The 17,810-nt window shown below is 62.1% G+C and carries 17 protein-coding genes; 13 read left to right on the top strand and 4 right to left on the bottom strand.

What is annotated here, in order from left to right:
* Nucleotides 1-32 precede the first annotated feature (32 nt).
* Entirely contained in the window at nucleotides 33-587 is a 555-nt protein-coding gene (locus C1717_RS10860) for an alpha/beta hydrolase (RefSeq protein WP_245859617.1), read from the bottom strand.
* Nucleotides 588-592: 5 nt separating this feature from the next.
* Nucleotides 593-715: a hypothetical protein gene (locus C1717_RS10930; protein WP_281255285.1), complete on the bottom strand. Its 123-nt coding sequence runs from the start codon at nucleotides 713-715 to the stop codon at nucleotides 593-595.
* 3 nt (nucleotides 716-718) lie between these two features.
* Here C1717_RS10930 and C1717_RS10630 point away from each other — a divergent pair, with 3 nt between their 5' ends.
* On the top strand, nucleotides 719-862 hold the full coding sequence (locus C1717_RS10630; protein ID WP_180965913.1) for a hypothetical protein: 144 nt from the start codon (nucleotides 719-721) through the stop codon (nucleotides 860-862).
* Nucleotides 863-1,183: 321 nt separating this feature from the next.
* The gene (gene arcC, locus C1717_RS09425; RefSeq protein WP_102372915.1) at nucleotides 1,184-2,146 is read left to right on the top strand and encodes a carbamate kinase; all 963 of its coding nucleotides are present in this window, start codon (nucleotides 1,184-1,186) and stop codon (nucleotides 2,144-2,146) included.
* A gap of 613 nt (nucleotides 2,147-2,759) precedes the next feature.
* Here arcC and C1717_RS09420 read toward each other — a convergent pair.
* Complete coding sequence (locus C1717_RS09420; RefSeq protein ID WP_102372914.1) at nucleotides 2,760-3,410, bottom strand: GntR family transcriptional regulator; 651 nt, start codon at nucleotides 3,408-3,410, stop codon at nucleotides 2,760-2,762.
* Nucleotides 3,411-3,666: 256 nt separating this feature from the next.
* Here C1717_RS09420 and C1717_RS09415 point away from each other — a divergent pair, with 256 nt between their 5' ends.
* From C1717_RS09415 to C1717_RS09400, 3 genes are all read left to right on the top strand, one after another.
* Entirely contained in the window at nucleotides 3,667-4,443 is a 777-nt protein-coding gene (locus C1717_RS09415; RefSeq protein WP_102372913.1) for an arginine deiminase family protein, read from the top strand.
* An 88-nt stretch (nucleotides 4,444-4,531) separates the two neighbouring features.
* Entirely contained in the window at nucleotides 4,532-6,013 is a 1,482-nt protein-coding gene (locus C1717_RS09410) for a basic amino acid/polyamine antiporter (RefSeq protein WP_102372912.1), read from the top strand.
* 126 nt (nucleotides 6,014-6,139) lie between these two features.
* The gene (locus tag C1717_RS09400) at nucleotides 6,140-6,973 is read left to right on the top strand and encodes a zinc ribbon domain-containing protein (RefSeq protein WP_219722309.1); all 834 of its coding nucleotides are present in this window, start codon (nucleotides 6,140-6,142) and stop codon (nucleotides 6,971-6,973) included.
* Between the two features lie 129 nt (nucleotides 6,974-7,102).
* Here C1717_RS09400 and C1717_RS10855 read toward each other — a convergent pair whose 3' ends face one another.
* Entirely contained in the window at nucleotides 7,103-7,984 is an 882-nt protein-coding gene (locus C1717_RS10855; RefSeq protein ID WP_245859616.1) for a C39 family peptidase, read from the bottom strand.
* 658 nt (nucleotides 7,985-8,642) lie between these two features.
* On the opposite strand from C1717_RS10855, the gene C1717_RS09390 reads away from it, so the two are divergent.
* The 8 genes from C1717_RS09390 (at nucleotide 8,643) to C1717_RS09355 (ending at nucleotide 17,434) form a co-directional block, all read left to right on the top strand.
* Nucleotides 8,643-9,587, top strand: coding sequence for a zinc dependent phospholipase C family protein (locus C1717_RS09390; RefSeq protein WP_102372911.1), 945 nt, complete (start codon nucleotides 8,643-8,645; stop codon nucleotides 9,585-9,587).
* A gap of 199 nt (nucleotides 9,588-9,786) precedes the next feature.
* Complete coding sequence (locus C1717_RS09385; RefSeq protein WP_102372910.1) at nucleotides 9,787-11,037, top strand: MFS transporter; 1,251 nt, start codon at nucleotides 9,787-9,789, stop codon at nucleotides 11,035-11,037.
* A 132-nt stretch (nucleotides 11,038-11,169) separates the two neighbouring features.
* A complete protein-coding gene (locus tag C1717_RS09380; protein WP_102372909.1) occupies nucleotides 11,170-11,745 on the top strand; it encodes a QueT transporter family protein in 576 nt (191 codons plus the stop codon).
* Between the two features lie 176 nt (nucleotides 11,746-11,921).
* A complete protein-coding gene (locus C1717_RS09375; protein ID WP_102372908.1) occupies nucleotides 11,922-13,109 on the top strand; it encodes a glycosyltransferase in 1,188 nt (395 codons plus the stop codon).
* Nucleotides 13,106-14,452, top strand: a complete 1,347-nt coding sequence (locus C1717_RS09370) for a sensor histidine kinase (RefSeq protein ID WP_102372907.1) — start codon at nucleotides 13,106-13,108, stop codon at nucleotides 14,450-14,452. Before C1717_RS09375 ends, C1717_RS09370 begins: the two co-directional genes overlap by 4 nt.
* Before the next feature lie 71 nt (nucleotides 14,453-14,523).
* Nucleotides 14,524-15,240 (top strand): LytR/AlgR family response regulator transcription factor, encoded by a 717-nt coding sequence (locus C1717_RS09365; protein ID WP_102372906.1) that lies wholly within the window; start codon nucleotides 14,524-14,526, stop codon nucleotides 15,238-15,240.
* A gap of 10 nt (nucleotides 15,241-15,250) precedes the next feature.
* On the top strand, nucleotides 15,251-15,745 hold the full coding sequence (locus C1717_RS09360) for a YfcE family phosphodiesterase (RefSeq protein ID WP_102372905.1): 495 nt from the start codon (nucleotides 15,251-15,253) through the stop codon (nucleotides 15,743-15,745).
* Nucleotides 15,746-16,021: 276 nt separating this feature from the next.
* Nucleotides 16,022-17,434 (top strand): hypothetical protein, encoded by a 1,413-nt coding sequence (locus tag C1717_RS09355; protein ID WP_102372904.1) that lies wholly within the window; start codon nucleotides 16,022-16,024, stop codon nucleotides 17,432-17,434.
* The last annotated feature ends 376 nt before the right edge of the window (nucleotides 17,435-17,810 follow it).

The following is a 17,810-nucleotide window of genomic DNA, read 5'->3' as shown; positions in this document are numbered from 1 at the left end:
AGGTCGAGCCAGGCTCCCTCATGCTGGCGCGCCTAGACATAGAGCGCGTAGCGAAGCGGCTTGGGCCCGGACGTCACCGGTTCGTCTCCGATCATGCCGGCAACCGTGCTTTGCGCGACCGCGGGCAAGGCGACGTATGCCTTTGCCGGGTCGTGGAAGGCGCGATCGGTGAGGTCGTAGTAACCATAGAAGCTGAGGATGCCGAGCGGTTGCGGCAGCGGGCCTTCGTCGCGCGAGCGCTGGTGAATCTCACGAGCGAGCATAAGCGACAGGAACGCTCCGGCGGAGCGCCCAAAAAGGAAGTACCCATCGAGCTGACCTGCTTCAACGCGCCGAGCGATCGCATCTTCCCACGTGGCGTAGAGCGACTCAAGGGCATCGGGCAGCGCGCGTTCGGGTGCAAGGGGGTAATCAGCCGCGACAAGCGTGTACCCAGCGCCCGTGAGGGCGCGCACGTAGGGTGCGGGCAAATCATCGCGCTCGCCGTAGAGCATGCCGCCGCCATGCAGGTAGAACACGGCGATATTCCGGTTCGAAGCCGCGCTGGGCGGGACGACGGTCGTGAGTTCTGCGCTCGTGTCTGCCATGGCCATCAGCCCTTCCTCAGGGTGTAGATCTTGTCCGCGAGGATGATCTGCAGGTAGTCGTTGGGGTTCTTGACGTTGATGCGGTAGACCTCGCGCGCGCGTCCTACACCGAGTGGACCGACGACCACACGGTGCTCGAGGGGGTCGAGAACTGCTACCTCACCCCGCACATCGCCTGGTGCCCCTTTGAGACGCGCCATCGCATGATCGATATTGTGACCGACAACCTGCGCCACTACCTCGACGGCGACCGCATCAACTGCGTGAACCCGTAGGGTAGTGTCGGCCACGGGAGCGCAAGCGTGCATGAAAGATTCCCACTATGCATAAAGTTGGCTCTGAGGGAAGTTCCATGCATCCAGGGGCGAATGGGGCCGAATTTGATGCGAACGCGATGGTTTTATAGGCCATACCGTGGGGTTAAAGAAAAATCCACACGTGCTTACGCTGAGCGGCAAGAACATACCGCTCATCCGATTGCTAGCGCAATTCGAGTTGAGAAATGAATAAAAACGCGAACGTGGAGCATATAATCTCAGACCTACCCGCTCGAGCGCGGGTTGTTTGGCAGCTGGAATCGAAGGAAGGGAACGAATATGTCCAAGCCCATCGGCAAGCCCGACCGCATCGTGGTCGCCCTCGGCGGCAACGCCCTCGGCAACACGCCCGAGGAGCAGATCGAGCGCGTCAACAACACCGCCAAGGCGCTCCTGGGCCTCATCGAGCAGGGTAATGAGATCATCATCACCCACGGCAACGGCCCGCAGGTCGGCATGATCCAGAACGCCTTCGCCGCCGCCCACGAGGCCATCGGCACCCCGGCCATGGACCTGCCCGAGTGCGGCGCCATGAGCCAGGGCTACATCGGCTACCACCTGCAGCAGGGAATTGGCCGCGAGATGCATCGTCGCTATAAGCGCTGGCATGCCGCCACGGTCGTGACCCAGATCGAGTGCGACCCGGATGATCCGGCGTTCCAGAACCCCACGAAGCCCATCGGCCCGTTCCTCACCAAGGAGCAGGCTGACGCCCAGAAGGCCGAGCATCCCGAGATGACCTTCGTCGAGGATTCCGGCCGCGGTTGGCGTCGCGTCGTCGCCTCCCCGGAGCCCAAGAAGATCGTCGAGGCAGACTCCATCCTGAATCTGCTCGACAATGAGTTCATCGTCATCGCCTGCGGTGGCGGTGGCATCCCGGTCGTCCGCGACTACAACGACAAGGGCTGCTACAAGGGCGTCGCCGCCGTCATCGACAAGGACCTGGGCGGCGAGCTGCTGGCCGAGGACTGCGACGCCGACGTGCTCTTCCTGCTCACCGCGGTCGAGCATGTGGCCATCAACTTCGGCAAGCCCGACCAGAAGGAGCTCGAGGAGCTTACCGCCGACGAGGCCGAGAAGCTCGCTGACGAGGGCCAGTTCGGCAAGGGCTCTATGGAGCCGAAGGTTCGCGCCGCAATCAAGTTCGCGCGCAGCCGCAAGGGCCGCATGTGCATCATCGGCGCCCTCGACAAGGCCGCCGAGACCATGGCCGGCCTCTCCGGCACCCGCATCTACGCGTAAGCGCCTGCCGCATAGAATTTCAAGGGAGGCTCCCGGCATGTCCGGGGGCCTTCGCGTTTATCTGCGGCCATATGCCGCAGCGTTTTGAGAGCTCGATTTACCGGAGTGAAGCTGCGAGGTCGCTTCTCTCGGCGTCATCCGTGTTCGTGCAAATCCGGTAATCTATGATCTGAAATTCCGGTAGTCTCATCTATGTAAATCCGGTAATCAAATCATTGAAATTCCGGTACTAATGCTGGTTAACGTGGGAGGCAATCCTTCCGAACTTCGGAGGCCAACATCGTATCTCTATGGGGTGTCGCGAGTATCATGGGCTGAACTGCAGCTCACCGCTTATTCCCGACCGCATGGCGCAAAAGAAAGCATGCATCCATGGCATCCGCGTCTACACGCAAGCACCTGCGACATCCTAGAGCGAGCGCCTCTTGGAGGCCCCGACTTGGCTGGGCCTCCGTTTTTATTCGGAAGTCCTTCTTCTCCAATGTCTAGCCGTCGTGCCCGTTGAGCTACAGCGGTAGGGCCTGTCTCATTTTTGCTTCAGCCGATGCTCTTCCGGGCACTGTGCAGCTGGGCGTGCATGTATGGCGGATTATTTGCGTGGCTCTCGGCGCTGCTACCACACGGTGAACTCGGCATTCTCGGTACTCCAATGCACATCGCGAATATAATCTCGCACCGCGGTAGCGTCACCTGCCTCGAAAAGTTCGAGGATATGCCGATGCTCATCGTTCGCCTTGTGCAGGAGCCGATATGCCTCTTCACGGTCGACCGTGCTGTAGTCGCGTTTGATAAAGCATCGCTCCAGTTGGTGCAGCAGGTTGATAAGGCGGTCATTGCCGCAGAGCCGAACGTAGGTGGAGTGGAACTCACGCTGCAGGTCGTCGTATTTCAGCATGAGGTGGCTTTCGATGGCGAGATCCATCGACCCTACAAGGAAGCGCAGCTGCGAGAGGATGTCTTCGTCGAGCTTTGGGCAGGCGAGATACGCCGCTTGCCCGTCGAGGGGGGCGATGACCTCGAACACCTCAAGCGCGTTCTTGCGGTCGAATCCACGGACGCGAAACCCGCGGCGGGGAAGGTTGTCGAGATAGCCGTCGCTTGCGAGCTGGATGAGCGCTTCGCGCACGGGGGTGCGCGAAACCCCCATGGCATCGCAGATGGCTTGCTCGCTCACGCGATCTCCGGCAGAGAGCTCGCCTGAGTCGATGCGCCCGGCGATGTATGCGTAGACGTTGTCTTTAAGCGAGCTGCGCGGTGCGTCCAATTGGATCTCCTCGGTGACGGGACGGCGCTTCGTTGTGTATACCGTATGGGAAACATATCTGTAGGCAGGTAAGACAAGTATATCAAGCTCAATTTGCCATGGCATCGAGAGGGATTCCGGAACGCTCTCACGTTCACCGAGCAAAAACTACCGTTCATATTGTATACAATATACAACTAGGTTGGACGCACATAGGATGAAGGTGTCGAAAGGGGATGGAGGTCATCCCCGCACCGAGCTTTGGAGGTTCGATCCCATGACCAAGTTCAGCCACGTCATCATCCGCCGCCCCGGCAAGTCGCTCAGCAACGGCATCACGAGCGCCCCCGAGCTCGGCCAGCCCATCTATGAGCGTGCGATCGAAGAGCACTACGACTACGAGCATGCGCTCGAGCAGTGCGGCGTCGACGTCACCGTCCTTCCCGCCCTCGAGCAGTACCCGGACAGCTGCTTCGTCGAGGACCCGGCCGTCATCACCCGCTGCGGCGCAATCATCACCAACCCCGGTGCCGATAGCCGCAACGGCGAGAAGGACGAGATCGAGCCGGTCATCCGCCGCTTCTTCGATGACGAGCACGTCAAGCACATCGAGGCTCCCGGCACGCTCGACGGCGGCGACGTCATGATGGTCGGCGACCACTTCTACGTCGGCCGCTCGGCCCGCACCAACGAGGAGGGCATCCGCCAGTTCTGCGAGATCCTCGCCGGCTGGGGCCTCGAGGGCTCCGAGGTCCCGCTGGAGGAGGTCCTGCACCTCAAGACCGGCGTGAACTACATCGAGAACAACAACATGCTCGTCTCGGGCGAGTTCATCGACAAGCCCGACTTCGCCCAGTACAACAAGATCGTCGTGTCCGAGGAGGAGGCCTACGGCGCGAACTGCATCTGGGTCAACGACACGGTGATCGTGGCCGAGGGCTACCCGACCGTCCTGAAGGCGGTCCAGGACCTGGGCTACAAGACGCTCGTAGTCGACACCTCCGAGTACCGCAAGGTCGACGGCGGCCTCTCCTGCCTGTCGCTGCGCTTCTAGCGCTCCCCGTCCGCGAGGGCCGGTGAACCGGAAGGCCGGTCACCGGCCCTTGTATTCTGTATACAACCTGTAAGAGTAAGGAGTGATCATGGCTCAAGAGAGGGATAGCGCCGCGAGCGTGGGCGCCGACGGCATCATCGACCCCGAGGGCCTCGACCTGTTCCGCCTGACCATGATGGTGATTACCGCGAGCATCTGCGGCGGCATCTTCTCGCTTGCCGGCGATATGGCAGCAGGTGGGGCGAACTCCGGCGCGGTCATCGTCTCGTGGGCGATCTGCTTTATCGGTGTTTTTGCGCTGATGATGGTGTTCAACGGTCTTTCCCAGGCTCGTCCCAAGCTCACGGGCGGCATCTATGCGTACGCCGCTGCGGGCTTTGGCGACTACGTTGGCTTTAACTCGGCATGGGGCTACTGGATAAGCGCTTGCCTGTCCAACGTGAGCTTCGCCTTGCTGCTGTTCAGTGCGCTGGGCTACTTCTTCCCAGCTTTCGGCGAAGGCAATAACGTCCTATCCATCGTGTGCGCAAGCATCTTCTTATGGGTCCTCACCTTCTTGGTGACGCGCGGCGTCAAGGAGGCAGCGGGGATCAACGTCATCGTCACGCTTGCGAAGCTCGTACCGCTCGGCCTCTTCGTGCTCTCCATCGTGTTGCTGGGGAAGTTCGACCCTGCCATCTTCATGGATAACTTCTGGGGCGAGCCAGGCGGACCGAGCTTTGGCGAGCAGGTGGTCTCGACGATGATCGCGCTCGTCTGGGTCTTCACGGGCATCGAGGGCGCCGTTGTGATTTCAGGCCGTGCGAAGTACGTGAAGGATGTCGGGCGCGCGACGGCTTTGGGATTCATTGCCGTATTCGTGCTGTACCTCTTCATCTCGCTGCTCTCGCTTGGCATTATGCCGCGTGCCGAGATGGCCGAGCTCGCAACGCCCTCCATGGCGGGCATCCTCGAGCACGCCATCGGGCCCGTGGGCGCTGCGGTGGTGAACCTCGGTGTCATCCTCTCGCTCGTCGGGGCGATGCTCGGCTATGTCATTATTGCCGCCGAGACGCCGTTCGAGGCAGCGCGTCAGGGGACGTTCCCGCTGGCGTTCGCAAAGACCAACAAGCAGGGTGCGCCCATCGTGACGGTGCTGGTGAGCTCGGGTATCACCCAGCTCTTCCTCATCCTCTCCGTGATCGCGGCAAGCACCTATCAGTTCTTCTACACGTGCGCCGTCAACACGATCCTGATCCCGTATGTGTGTTCGGCAGCGTATTACATGGTAATCGGGTGGAAGAACGAGGACCTCGACGGCCCGCGTGCTCCTAAGCTGTGGGTTGTGCGCCTCTTTGGCACGCTCGGCTTCATCTACACCATCTTCTTGGTTTGGTCGACCGGGCTGCAAGGAGTCATGATAACGACCATCCTCTTCGCTCCGGCGATCGTCGTGTACGCGCTCGGCGAGCGCGGGCGCGGCAAGCCCGTGTTGCCGCTCGCACATGACAAGGTGATCGCCGTGGTCGTGGTCGTGGTTGCTGTTATATCCCTTTACATGCACTTTGCCGGCATCGCGCCGATTGTGTAGCCCAGCGTAGGAGGCAAACGCTACACTTATTCCTAAGGGCCGGGCGCCTCGTGCGCCCGGTGCCGTGTCTGCGCATGCTGCGTGCGGGCGTGGAGCCATAACGGCCTTGTGAAATGGGAGGAAATCATGTTCTGTCCTCATTGCGGCGCTCAGCTGCCCGATGGATCGGCGTTCTGCGGGAATTGCGGGTCACCGCTTAACGCGGCCCCCCAAGCCAATCCTAATCCGATGCCCGAGCAGCCCCCGGTACCGCCTGCGCAGCCGCCGGTGCAGCCGCCGGCAGGCCAGCCGGGTGGAGCCTATTACCAGGGGACGGCACCGCAGCAGGGTCCGGTGATGCCCGCGGTGCAGCCTGCTAAGCGCCCGTTCCATGTGACGCGCGGCATGACGATCGGCATCCTCGCGGTGGGCGTGGTGGCCATCGTCGCCATCGTGCTCGCGCTGGGCGGCATCTTCGGTGGCGGCCATGGCAGCGCGCAGTCAATCGCAGACAGCGTGGAGTCTGCTTTCACGAATTTGATCGCAAGCGATCTCGAGGGCGACGATTGGGAGCGGTTCGGATTGGACATCGTCTCCCTCATGCCCGAGGAGGCCGTCGAGGCGAGCATCGACATGCAAGGCTACGATTCGCGGGAGGATTTCGCTGAGTACATGGGGGAGTCCATGGGATCGTCGCTGAGCTATGCGACGACATATCTCGACATGGTCGACCTCTCGTTCGAGATCGAGGTTGGCAGCCGCCTGGATTCCGATGAGATCGACTCCATGAACGACAGCCTCGATGGCCTCGGCGTTGATCTTGAAGTCGAGGAAGCCTATGAGCTCGAAGGAAGCATCACCGCAACGCTGCTCGAGGATTTCGGTGGCTACGAGGCGGGCGAGTCGGAGTCGAGCGACATGGGCTACATCGGGATGTGCGCTGTCAAGATCGGTGGCTCTTGGTATCTGTGGGGCTACTAAGACCGAGCCGCCGGCGCGTGCTGAGCGTGCGCCGCGCGCAACGGTTCGAGGGTTCGCATCAGTCGGAGGGCGCTGCGCAGGCGGCGCCCTTTTTTGCGCGAAAGTCAGCCCATCGCCGAGCGTCACGGGCTACGCGGTGAACTCCCAGCACGCGGAGGCTTGGGAGAGAACGAGCGAAAGGTCCCAGGTTTGGGCGCTGCGGTAGCTGCTATTGGGGTCGTGCACCGTGACCCTGCCGTTCCCATCGATGCCGGAGAGCACGATGAAGTGGCCGGTTGTGGTGAAGTCCCCGGGTCCCATAGCGCAGATGACCGGGTGGCCTGCCTGCAGCGCTTCGGTAACGGCCGATGAGGAGACCTGAATGCTGGAGCCCGTGATGCCGAGCCCATCGGCTCCCTCAGACATGAACCTCCACTCGGTGGCGCCGGTGGGGGCGTAGTTGCCCTCGTCGGCATAGGCTGCCATCTGCGCAGGGTTGTACGAGGTGTCGCCGGTGAGGTAGATGTAGACCATCGTGAGGCAGGTCGGCCCGCAGCCGTTGATGGCGACCGTGTCGCCGGCGTAGGGCTTGGTGCTCCAGGCGGGGTCGATCTGGTAGAGGTAGGGCATGGTGCCTTGCTGCCACTCGCTCGCGGGTGTCGAGAGCGGGAGGCTGCCGGCATCAAGCGCGGCAAGGTCGAGGAGCCGTGCTTCTGCGGTGGCATCCGCTCCAATCGGAGCGGCGAAGAAAAGCGCCGAGACCAGCCATGCGGCGAGCGTTCCGCAGGCTGCGGTCGTGGCGGCGCGCGAGATGCTCACCGAGTTGCCGCTCCGGCTGTTCGACCATCCCCGCGATGAGCGGCGCGAGCCATAGCGCGAGGCGCCGGCAAACGATACGCTGCGGCTGCCGAGCCCTCTCGCCATCGAGAAGGACCCGCCGCGCCTCGTTTTGGACGAGAAGAGGCTGCCGACGGCGGAGCCGATCGCGCCGAAGACGGCAACGAAGACGGCGGCAATCGTTCCGAGGACCATAAGGGCGACTCCTCCGGGGCCTTGAGGTCCCGGACTTATCGAAGCGGCGCCGCGCTGCGGCCGCCGTGCACTATCGGTGCGCCGTGGAGGGCGTGCGGTGGCGCGGCTTCCAGCTCGCTGGGGGCGCGTGCCGCTGAGGCTGATGCTGCCGGGTCGCGCTCCGCCTAGTTGCCGGGATTCCACGGGTTTCGCCGGGCGCTTTCCGCGCGGGCGATGGCTCTCGGCGGGCTTTGGGCGTGCGGTTCTGGGTGCGGGGGCGCCCGTCTCCGTCTGCGCGATTCTCCGCGGGGGCTTATCGTCGTAGAGCGTTCCCTGGTAGATGCGTCGGCGTACCGGGTCATCGCTCCCTCGTGCATCCGAGGAATCGCGTACGGGGTTGTTCCGAGAGGAGGCGAGTCTTGCCGATCGCGGCATGGCGTTGCCAGCTCCGGTATAGGAGCCGCGACTGGAGTTGGACGGTTGCGCGACGGGCGTGGGTGATGGCGTGCGTTCGCCATCGAATCGCCGGCGTTCCGCCATCATCCCTCCCTTCAATCGTGCATGGCCCTAATACTACCGCATGATGGTGCGCAGCGCCGTCGGTGGTGCATAATGGGGACAGCTGGGGCCGCGATGCGAAAGTTGTTCGTGCGCAGGCTTCCCGGCGGAAAGGAATACCATGCCAGCACTCATCACGCATCGTCTCTTCGGCGAGGAAAGTATCGACACGCTGCCCCAGGGCATCATCGGGACGGAGGACGAGCGCATCGCCTTCCTGATCGCGAACCAGGGGCCCGACCCCTTCTTCTTCCGGGTGCGTACGCCCCAGCTCTCCGCATGCCAGGATCTCGGGCGCGCCATGCATCGCTGCCGGCCATCGCGGCAGTTCAGCGCGTTGCGTGACGGCGTCAGCCATCTGCAGCGGCACGATGCCGCGGTGGGGCGCGCCTTCGCGTTGGGCCTGCTCTCGCACTATGTGCTCGATCGCAACGCCCATCCGTTCGTCTATGCCCAGCAGTGGGGTATCCAGGCCGTCGACAGCACGCTCGAGAACGCGGGCAGTCAGGTCCACGCCGTCATCGAGAGCGATCTGGACGTGCTCATGCTCCAGCTCAAGCGCGGCGGGGTGACGGTCGATGACTACCCGCCGGCAAGCGTCCTCATCTCATCCGAGCGCATCGATAAGGTCGCCGGCACGCTGATGAGCTTCGTGGGCCTCAAGGTGTACGGGCTCAACGTGGGCGCGGCGGAGTACCATCGCGCTCTTGCGGACATGAGGATGGTCTACCGCATCATCGAGCCCGCCGGCACGCCGCTCTCGACGGCTATCGAGCGGGTCGAGGCCCTCGTGCGCGGCAACTCGCTTCTGGGTTCGCTTGCCCACCGCGTCACGACGGTACAGCCGTATCGCGCAGGCAACATGGGCCACGTCGCTTGGAGCAACCCCTTCACCGGCGACGAGTCTCATGAGAGCTTCCCCGAGGTCTTCGACCGTGCGCTCGAGGATTACCGCCAGAGCGCCGCGCGCTTCATCGAGTCCGGTGATATGGAGAGCATGACGCGCCATCTGAACTATTCCGGTCGCCCGCTCGACGTGTGCGAGGAGTTCGAACTGGAAGAATAGCGCCGGAAGAGAGGCGCCAGACGAGTGGAGCCCGGCGGGGTGCGATCGCTTCCTGCCGGGCTTCGCCCTGCTGCGTTTCGTCCTGCTGGCTCACGGTCCCCCATCGCATTCCCGAGCTTTACCAAATCCTGACCTCATCTGCGGCGCGTGTGCCGTACCATTGATGCATGTGTGCATGGGTAACGGGGAAGGAACGGCGATGAAGTACACGAAGCAAGAGCGCAACTGGGTGATGTATGACGTGGGCAACTCTGCCCTCGTCCTCTTCAACACCTCGGTCGTCCCCATCTACTTCGACGCCATCAACACGGCGGCGAACTCGGCGGAGCTGGTGACCGCCTGGGCGAATGCCCAGACCATCGCATCGCTCGTGGTGGCGCTGCTCATGCCGGTGCTCGGCTCGCTTGCGGATTTCGCCGGTAACAAGATCAAGTTCTTTCTCGGATTCTTCCTCACGGGCCTGGTGCTTTGTCTCGCTCAGGCGATTTCCATGGGGGCTATGCCGTTCCTCATCGTCTACGTGCTGTGCACCATCGGCCTCAATTCGTCGATGACGTTTTACGATGCCATGCTGCCGGACGTCACCACCGACGAGCGCATGGACGCCGTCTCCAGCTCCGGCTACGCATGGGGCTACATCGGCTCGTGCGTGCCGTTCATCGTGTGCATCGCGCTCATCCTGGGTGGGCCCGCGGTGCTCGGCCTCGATATGCTCCTGTGCGTGCGCATCGCGTTCGTGATCACCGGCCTATGGTGGCTCGCTTTCACGGTGCCGCTGGTGAAGAGCTACAAGCAGGTCTACTCCAAGCAGCTTGCACCGGGCGAGACCTTCGCCACCGAGGTGGTAAAGACCATCACCGGCCTGGGTCGCACGATGCGCCGCATCGCCGATGACAAGGCCATCCTCATCTACATGATCGCGTTTTTCTTCTACATCGACGGAGTGCACACGGTTATCTCGATGGCGACGACCTACGGCACGTCGCTCGGCATCGATTCCACCCAGCTCATTCTCGCCTTGCTCGTGACGCAGTTCGTGGCGTTTCCCTCGGCTATCGCCTATGGCAAGCTCGCCAAGAGCCAGGGCACGCTCAAGATGATCATCATAGCCGTAGCCGCCTACGTGCTGATCGTGCTTTTTGCGGCGTTCTTCCTCAAGTCCGCGCTCGAGTTCTGGATCCTCGCCATCGTGGTCGGTATGTTCCAAGGCGGCATTCAGGCGCTTTCGCGCAGCTACTTTGGCAAGCTCATCCCCAAAGAGCATGCCAACGAGTATTACGGCTTCTTTGATATCTTCGGACGCTACGCGAGCGTCATGGGAACTCTGCTAGTATCTGTCGTGACATCGCTCACGGGGGATGCTTCTTTAGGAGTGCTTTCCATCGGGATCCTGCTGGTCGTGGGCTTTGTCATGCTCATCCGGCTCTCCCGCATCAAGGGCATGGCGTAGCGGCTGTTGGGCACGGGGCCAGGCGCGATGGCCTTCGTGTGCGACGGCATCACCTTTGCCTCTGGCGTCCTATTGTGCCGGGCGTGTTGGATGTGCATCTAGTAAAGCCCTCCGACATAGAAGGTGAATGCCATGAAATCGAATGATGTCGCCCGTATAGGGGTCATCGCTGCCGTGTACGCGGCATGCACGCTCGTCGCTTTGCTGTTCCTGGGCAGCCTAGCGTGGGGTCCCATCCAGTTCCGCGTGTCCGAGGCGCTCTGTGCGCTCGCGCTCTTCACACCGGCCGCCATTCCTGGGCTCACGCTCGGCTGCGCCATCGCCAACGTCGCCAACATAGCGCTCTCGGGCACGGGCATGCTCGGCCTGCTCGACGTGGTCTTTGGCTCCCTGGCGACGTTCGCAGGGGCCTGGTTCACATGGAAGATGAGGAAGCACCCCCTTATCGCGCTTGCCGGGCCCGTGCTCGCTAACGCTCTGATCGTTCCGGCGTACCTGCCCATCCTGCTGCAGGCTACCGGTTTTTACACCATCCCCTTCACCTCGATCTCGCTTGATGGGGCATGGCCGCTCATGTATCTGTTCGGCTTGCTGACCACCGGTGCCGGCGAAGCAGTTATCATGTATGTGCTGGGGTACCCCCTTTCGCAATCGCTCGCGCGTGCTCCCTACTTCAAGGAGCTCTCTCCGTTCAAGCACGCAGCTTAAGCGGCGAGGAGGCGGCGGACACGCTTTGGCGAGGGTTCACGGTGAGCGCGGCGCCTGAGCCTATCGTGTCCCCGCGGCGGCGGATGCATGCCGTTCGCATGGTGGGATTGCGGCTGAGGGTACCGGATGCGCGCGTTCGGCAAGGCGCCCTGAACCCTGCCGGGAAAGGTCTCCTTATGGGGTCGGTCATCGTAATTCCCACCTACTGGGTGAGCGGCCATGCCGATGTGCATGCCTTTGGCAGCTACGACTACGCAACCCCGCTTGACAGCCCCGCACCCGAGCTTGCCCGCTGCCTTGCATCCCTCGAGCAGGTGCACGATGTCGCGCCCATCGTCCTGCTCGTGGTGTGCCCGCTATCTGCGACGACGGAGGTCTCGCGCCGCGTGGCGCAGATCGTCGCCGCGCACCCTTCGCTCGCCATCACGACGATCTGTCATGCTGAGGGCTCCAAGGTCATCGAGCGAATCGAGCGCATCGCGCCGCGCGGCGCGGGGGAGTGCATATCGCTGCGCGGGTACGGCGCGATTCGCAACATGGGTCTCGCCGTTGCGGCGATCAAGGGGTGCGACAAGGTCATCTTCCTCGATGATGACGAGGTTGCCTGTGACTCCGCGTTCATGGCGCAGGCGCGCTACGCGCTCGGGCATGAGACGCGTGCGCAGCTGCCCATCTTGGTGAAGAGCGGCTATTACTACAACGAGGCGGGATCGCCCTACGCCGAGGAGGGTAGGGCGGGGCTCGCGTCGCGCTGGTGGACCCGGCGGGCTGAGTTCAATGCCTGGATGCGCCACGCGCTCGGTGGCACGCGCATCTCGCGTTCCAACTACCTGTGCGGCGGCCTCTTCGCACTCGATGCCCGTGCGTTCACGCGGGTTGCGTTCGATCCCTATATCACTCGCGGCGAGGACCTGGACTACCTGTGCAACCTGCGCCTGCACGGGCTCGACGTCTGGTTCGACAACAAGTGGGCGGTGCGACGCCTGCCGCCCAAGGAGACGGGGACCGCGCAGCGCTTCATGGCCGACGTGTACCGTTGGTACTACGAGCGCGTCAAGCTTGCCGATGCGAGCCGCCACAACGACCTCACCTCGGTCACCGCGGCTTCGCTCATGCCGTATCCGGGGCCTTGGTTCTCGGACGAGTTGGATGGGCGGGTGCGCAAGACGGCGCTCGCCCGCGCCCTTGCCACCAAGGAGCGCGATGCCTATTGGGACATCTACTTGCATGGTCGCGCTCGCGCCGAGGCCTATGCGCAGGAGAACCGCGGGAAATACCTTCGCTTTCAGAGCTTCTGGCCCGCTATCATGGATGGCTTGTGGGGAGATTCCGCCCTTGCTTCCCGGTTGGAGGACCATAGATGAGCAAATCCGCGTCGCGTCCCGCATGGTTGTCGCGCGCGTCGTTCCTCGTGTGGGGCGTCGCTGCGCTCGCGACTTTCTCGATTGCCGCATACCTGGCCGTCCGGCTGGCGACCGGTCTTGATTCTGCGGTCGCCGCGATGTTCTGCGTGCTGCTCGCGGCGCTTGCCGCCCTGTGCGTCTACTTCGCCTTCAACCCGGACATGCTGCGCTCGCAATACACCGAGGCGACGCTCGCGATGGCCTCAGACATGCTCGAGGATTTGCAGGTGGGCCTCACGCCCGAGAGCGCTGGGGCGATCTGCCGTCGCCTGCTGCCAGAGACCCACGCGAGCACCATCGCCGTTACCAACGAGACCCATGTGCTCGCGTGCGTGGGCGTCATGGTGCGTGATTTCCCGCCTGGGTCGCTCATCCATACCCCCGCCACCCATTACGTGCTGGAGCACGGCATCATTCAGTCGTTTACGCAGGAAGTCATCCAAGTCGAAGAGGGCAGGACCTGCGAGATCCCGGCGGGTATCATCGCACCCCTCAAGGTGCGCGGCCGCGCCGTGGGTACGCTCAAGTTCTATTTCAGCACGCCGCATGCGGTGAACCGCACCCAGTATGCGCTCGTTTCGGGCTTTGCCGAGCTCATCTCCACGCAGCTCGCCATCCATGAGCTCGAGCTGCAGGACGCCCTCACGGCCCGCGCCGAGCTCCGTGCGCTCCAGGCGCAGATCAACCCGCATTTCCTCTTCAACACGCTCAACACCATCGCGTCGTTTACGCGCACCGATCCGACGCGCGCCCGCGAGCTCCTGCGCGAATTCTCCGCCTTCTACCGCTCAACGCTCGATAACTCCGGCTCGCTCATCCCGATCTCGCGCGAGATCGCGCAAACTCGGCGCTATCTCGTGTTCGAGAAGGCACGCTTTGGCGAGGATCGCATCGCCGACGAGTTTTCCATCGAGGAGGGGCTCGAGGACACGCTCGTGCCCGCCTTCATCGTGCAACCGCTGGTTGAAAACGCGGTCCGGCATGCTATGAAGGACGAGGGCCCCCTGCATATTCGCGTAACGGTGCGCGGATGCGAGGATGATGCCCTCTCCGTCGAGGTCGCCGACGATGGAGCCGGTATGGATGGCGAGACCGCGGCTCGTCTTTTCGACGGATCGATGCCCCAGGCCGACACCTCAGCGCCCCAGGGCGGGGGCGCCGGCGTGGCGATGCGTAACATCTCCGAGCGCATCAGGCGCTTCTACGGCCCGCGCTCGTTCGCGCGCGTGGACTCGCGCCCAGGTGAGGGCACCACGATCACCTTGCATCTGGATTTGCTGCAGAGTATCTTCCATGAGGGGTAGAATACAATCATTCACGGTTGAGGCGCACTTGATAGCGCTTGTAGATGAATAGATGAAGGGATCACAAGCCTATGTTGCGTGCGATGATCGTCGATGACGAGGCCCCTGCCCGCTCTGAACTGAGGTTTCTGCTGGAGCAGACTGGCAAAATCAACTCGATCACCGAGGCGTCGAGCGTTCGCTCTGCTATAGAGATGCTCATGGGGAACCGCATCGACGTCGTGTTCCTCGATATCTCGATGCCGGGCGCCTCGGGTCTCCAACTCGCTGAGGCATTGCATAAGCTCAAGAATCCGCCTGCGATCGTGTTCGTGACCGCCTACAGCGACCACGCGGTCGAGGCCTTTGAAGTCGATGCGGTCGACTATCTGCTCAAGCCTGTCGAGGAGGCCCGTCTTGATCAAGCGATCGAGAAGGTCCTCGCCCGTGCGAAGCCGCAGACGGAAAGCCGGGCAACCATCGAGCGCATCCCCGTGGAGAAGGGCGGCCGCAAGGTGCTCATCCCGGTCGATCAGATTCGCTACATCATGGCGAAGGACGACTATTCGTGCATCTTCACCGATGACGACCGCTTCCTCTCCACGACCTCGCTCGCTCAGTTCGAAGCCAAGCTATGCGACTTTGGCTTCTTCAGGGTCCACCGGCGCTACATCGTGAACCTTGCCTGCGTGGAGGACGTGGAAACGGTGCCCTCGGGCGCCATCCAGCTCGGTATCGCGGGCGTCGAGGACCGGGTGCCCGTGAGCCGCCGCCGCGTGGTGCCGCTCAAGAAAGCGCTGAGCCTGTAGGAGGGTGCCTGTGGAGGAGAACACCGCGCAGACGGCTGTCCGACGTGTCGACATCATCTCCGATACGCACGGCTACCTCTCCGATTCGCTCATCGCCGAACTCAAGGGCGCCGATCTTATCATTCATGCGGGCGATATCACCTCGGAGGATGATTGGGAGCGCCTTAAGATGCTCGGCCCGATCGTGGCCGTGCTGGGCAACAACGACTATTTTCGCGAGTACGGTCCCGAGGTAACGCGGCTCGTGCGCTTCTCGTTCGCAGGGCTCTACTTCGCCGTTTCCCATTATCGCGAGGACCTGCCGCTGCGCGAGGTCGACGTCGCGGTGTGCGGCCACACGCACCGGCCGGTCATCACGCAGGTGGGGAGCTGCCTGGTGGTGAATCCCGGCTCGCCTACATTCCCGCGCGGCGGCCACGGTCCCAGCATGGCGCGCCTCACGGTGGCCGCCGGGCGCGTGCTCACGGCCGATATCGTCGACCTGGCGCGCGACAGCTTCTGGTAAGAGGGCCCGCCGAGGGACCGTGCGACGGGTCGGGGCATTCAGGGCGACCTTCCGGTAACCAAGACGCAAACGAGTTAGAAAACAGCCCTGATGGCGGGATTGTTGTCCGTGCTCGGTCGGCGAATGAGGATGTTCGTTGCGACCCTGACGATCCCTCGATCGCTCTGCAGACCTCCGTGCTCGTCGATTACGATTCCCGCACAGCATTTCTCACACCAATCCGTCCTTATAATGGATACCAAGACTTACCATCTAACTCGCTCGAATGGATGTGCTATGGCTGAAAAGCGTTCCGAATTGGTTGTCGTGGAAAACGAGCTGCTCAAAGCCGAGGCCGAGCTTGTTGAGCGTTCTCTCAACGAGCGCGGCGTGTACGAGGCCGTCGCCGATATCGCGAGTGCTGATAAGTCTAGGGACGGCGCGGTAGAGAGCGAGTACTCGAAGTTCATAGAGCGGACGGGACTCGACTGGTTCTGCCCGCTCTGCAGCAACCAGGTCGACTTCAATCCGAGTGACAGCCCTGAGTCGACGTTGCAACGGTTCTGGTTCTCTTTCGTTCTGGGCACGATCGTCGGTGTGGCAGACTGTCTGTTCTATGTACGAAACGGCGTCGCTACGGCACATAGAGTTCAGCCGGCCGACGATAAGCAGCGCGGTGTCACCGTTCGCTTGTGTGCCAACGTACTCGATGGTACCGATATGGAGACCAAGGTTCGCCCGAGCTTGCGCGACAGTTACGTGTCCTCGTCCGTGTTCATGATGGAAACGAAGAAACCTTCCGTGGCGGCCGGCGCCGCGGCGGGGGCGTTCGTCGCCGGTGCCCCTGGCGCGCTCATCGGTGCGGCTATCCAACGCGATCGGAGGCGCGAGGCTATCGCCAAGGAGCGAGAGATGTTCTCAAACGCTCCGACGATGAAGGTTCCCACCAAGAAGATGTATCTTGACTTTCAATTCGCCACTGCAAGCGTCTTTGTCGACGAGCATTCGCCCAAGGCATATGACGAGTCTATCTTTATCGAGCAGGGCGAGGACGGGGAGCCTTTTTCCGAGGTGGAGGAAATTGCGTTTAGAGTTTACGCCCACTCGACTACCAACGCCGTCGTCTACGCTTCGGAACCGAATCATGAGCTATTGCTAAGGGCTGTTGCCGGCAAGGGTTTTTACAAGCAACGCGCATTCGGGCTCCTTCCGGGAAACGATATGTTCTCTAACCCCGATCATTTTAGCGAGCTCGTTGCTGAGGCCCATTCGCTTATGGATGTCGTGGATCCTATCAGCGACAAGGCACGTGACCCGCGATGGGCGCGGGCGAGGCAGGCCCAGCTTGCGTTGGTCCGCTACGGGCAGGAGCGTCGCTTGGGGGACTGGGCCGAGTTGTTCGACGTCATGCCGTCGGAAGACATGTGCGACTGTTTGCTTGATTCCGAGACGGCGGACGTAGCGTTCGAGCTGACCTTCAACAAGTACCGCAAGCTTGCGAACAAGGTCGATCAAATCAAGAAGCTCACAGAGGAGCGCGACAAGAAGATAGACGACATGGGCTCGTTCGGTCGTATCTTCGGCATGAGCCAAAAGGTCAGCGAGGAGTACGACAGGAAAATCAGGGAGCTGCAAGAGAAGCTCGATGATGAGGTCGAGGGCTTCGCCCAGCTGGGGCTCATCACGTCGCGCTACGGCTCGCGCAAGTGAGCGTTCGAGGATGCGCTTGAAACGGTTCTTTTGGTTACCGGCAGGTACTTTGGGCCGACTGTGTCGTGTCAGTAGTGATTTGACCATCGAGCCGTTAGTACCTGCTGGAGTGATTACGGTACTGTCGAGAAAAAAGACAAGGCGTCAGACCTAGAGATAGGGTCGAGAGCCTTGTTCATCTTAGCCGCAAGCGTTGGTTTGGAGCTGTAGTCCAACCGTTGTGATAATTGGCGATAAGTCGTGGTAATCCGGCCACGTGAAGTAAAGCACCCGGCCCCAAGCAAACGGGGTCGGGTACTTTTTGGGGTCGATTCAACGCCCAAAAACCCTCAAATACCCCTGTCCAACTGACCCAAAATTAAGCGCGACGACCGTT

The sequence above is a fragment of the Enorma phocaeensis genome (assembly GCF_900186505.1).
Classification (GTDB): Bacteria; Actinomycetota; Coriobacteriia; order Coriobacteriales; family Coriobacteriaceae; genus Enorma; species Enorma phocaeensis.
This window is presented reverse-complemented; position numbering and strand designations above follow the sequence as displayed.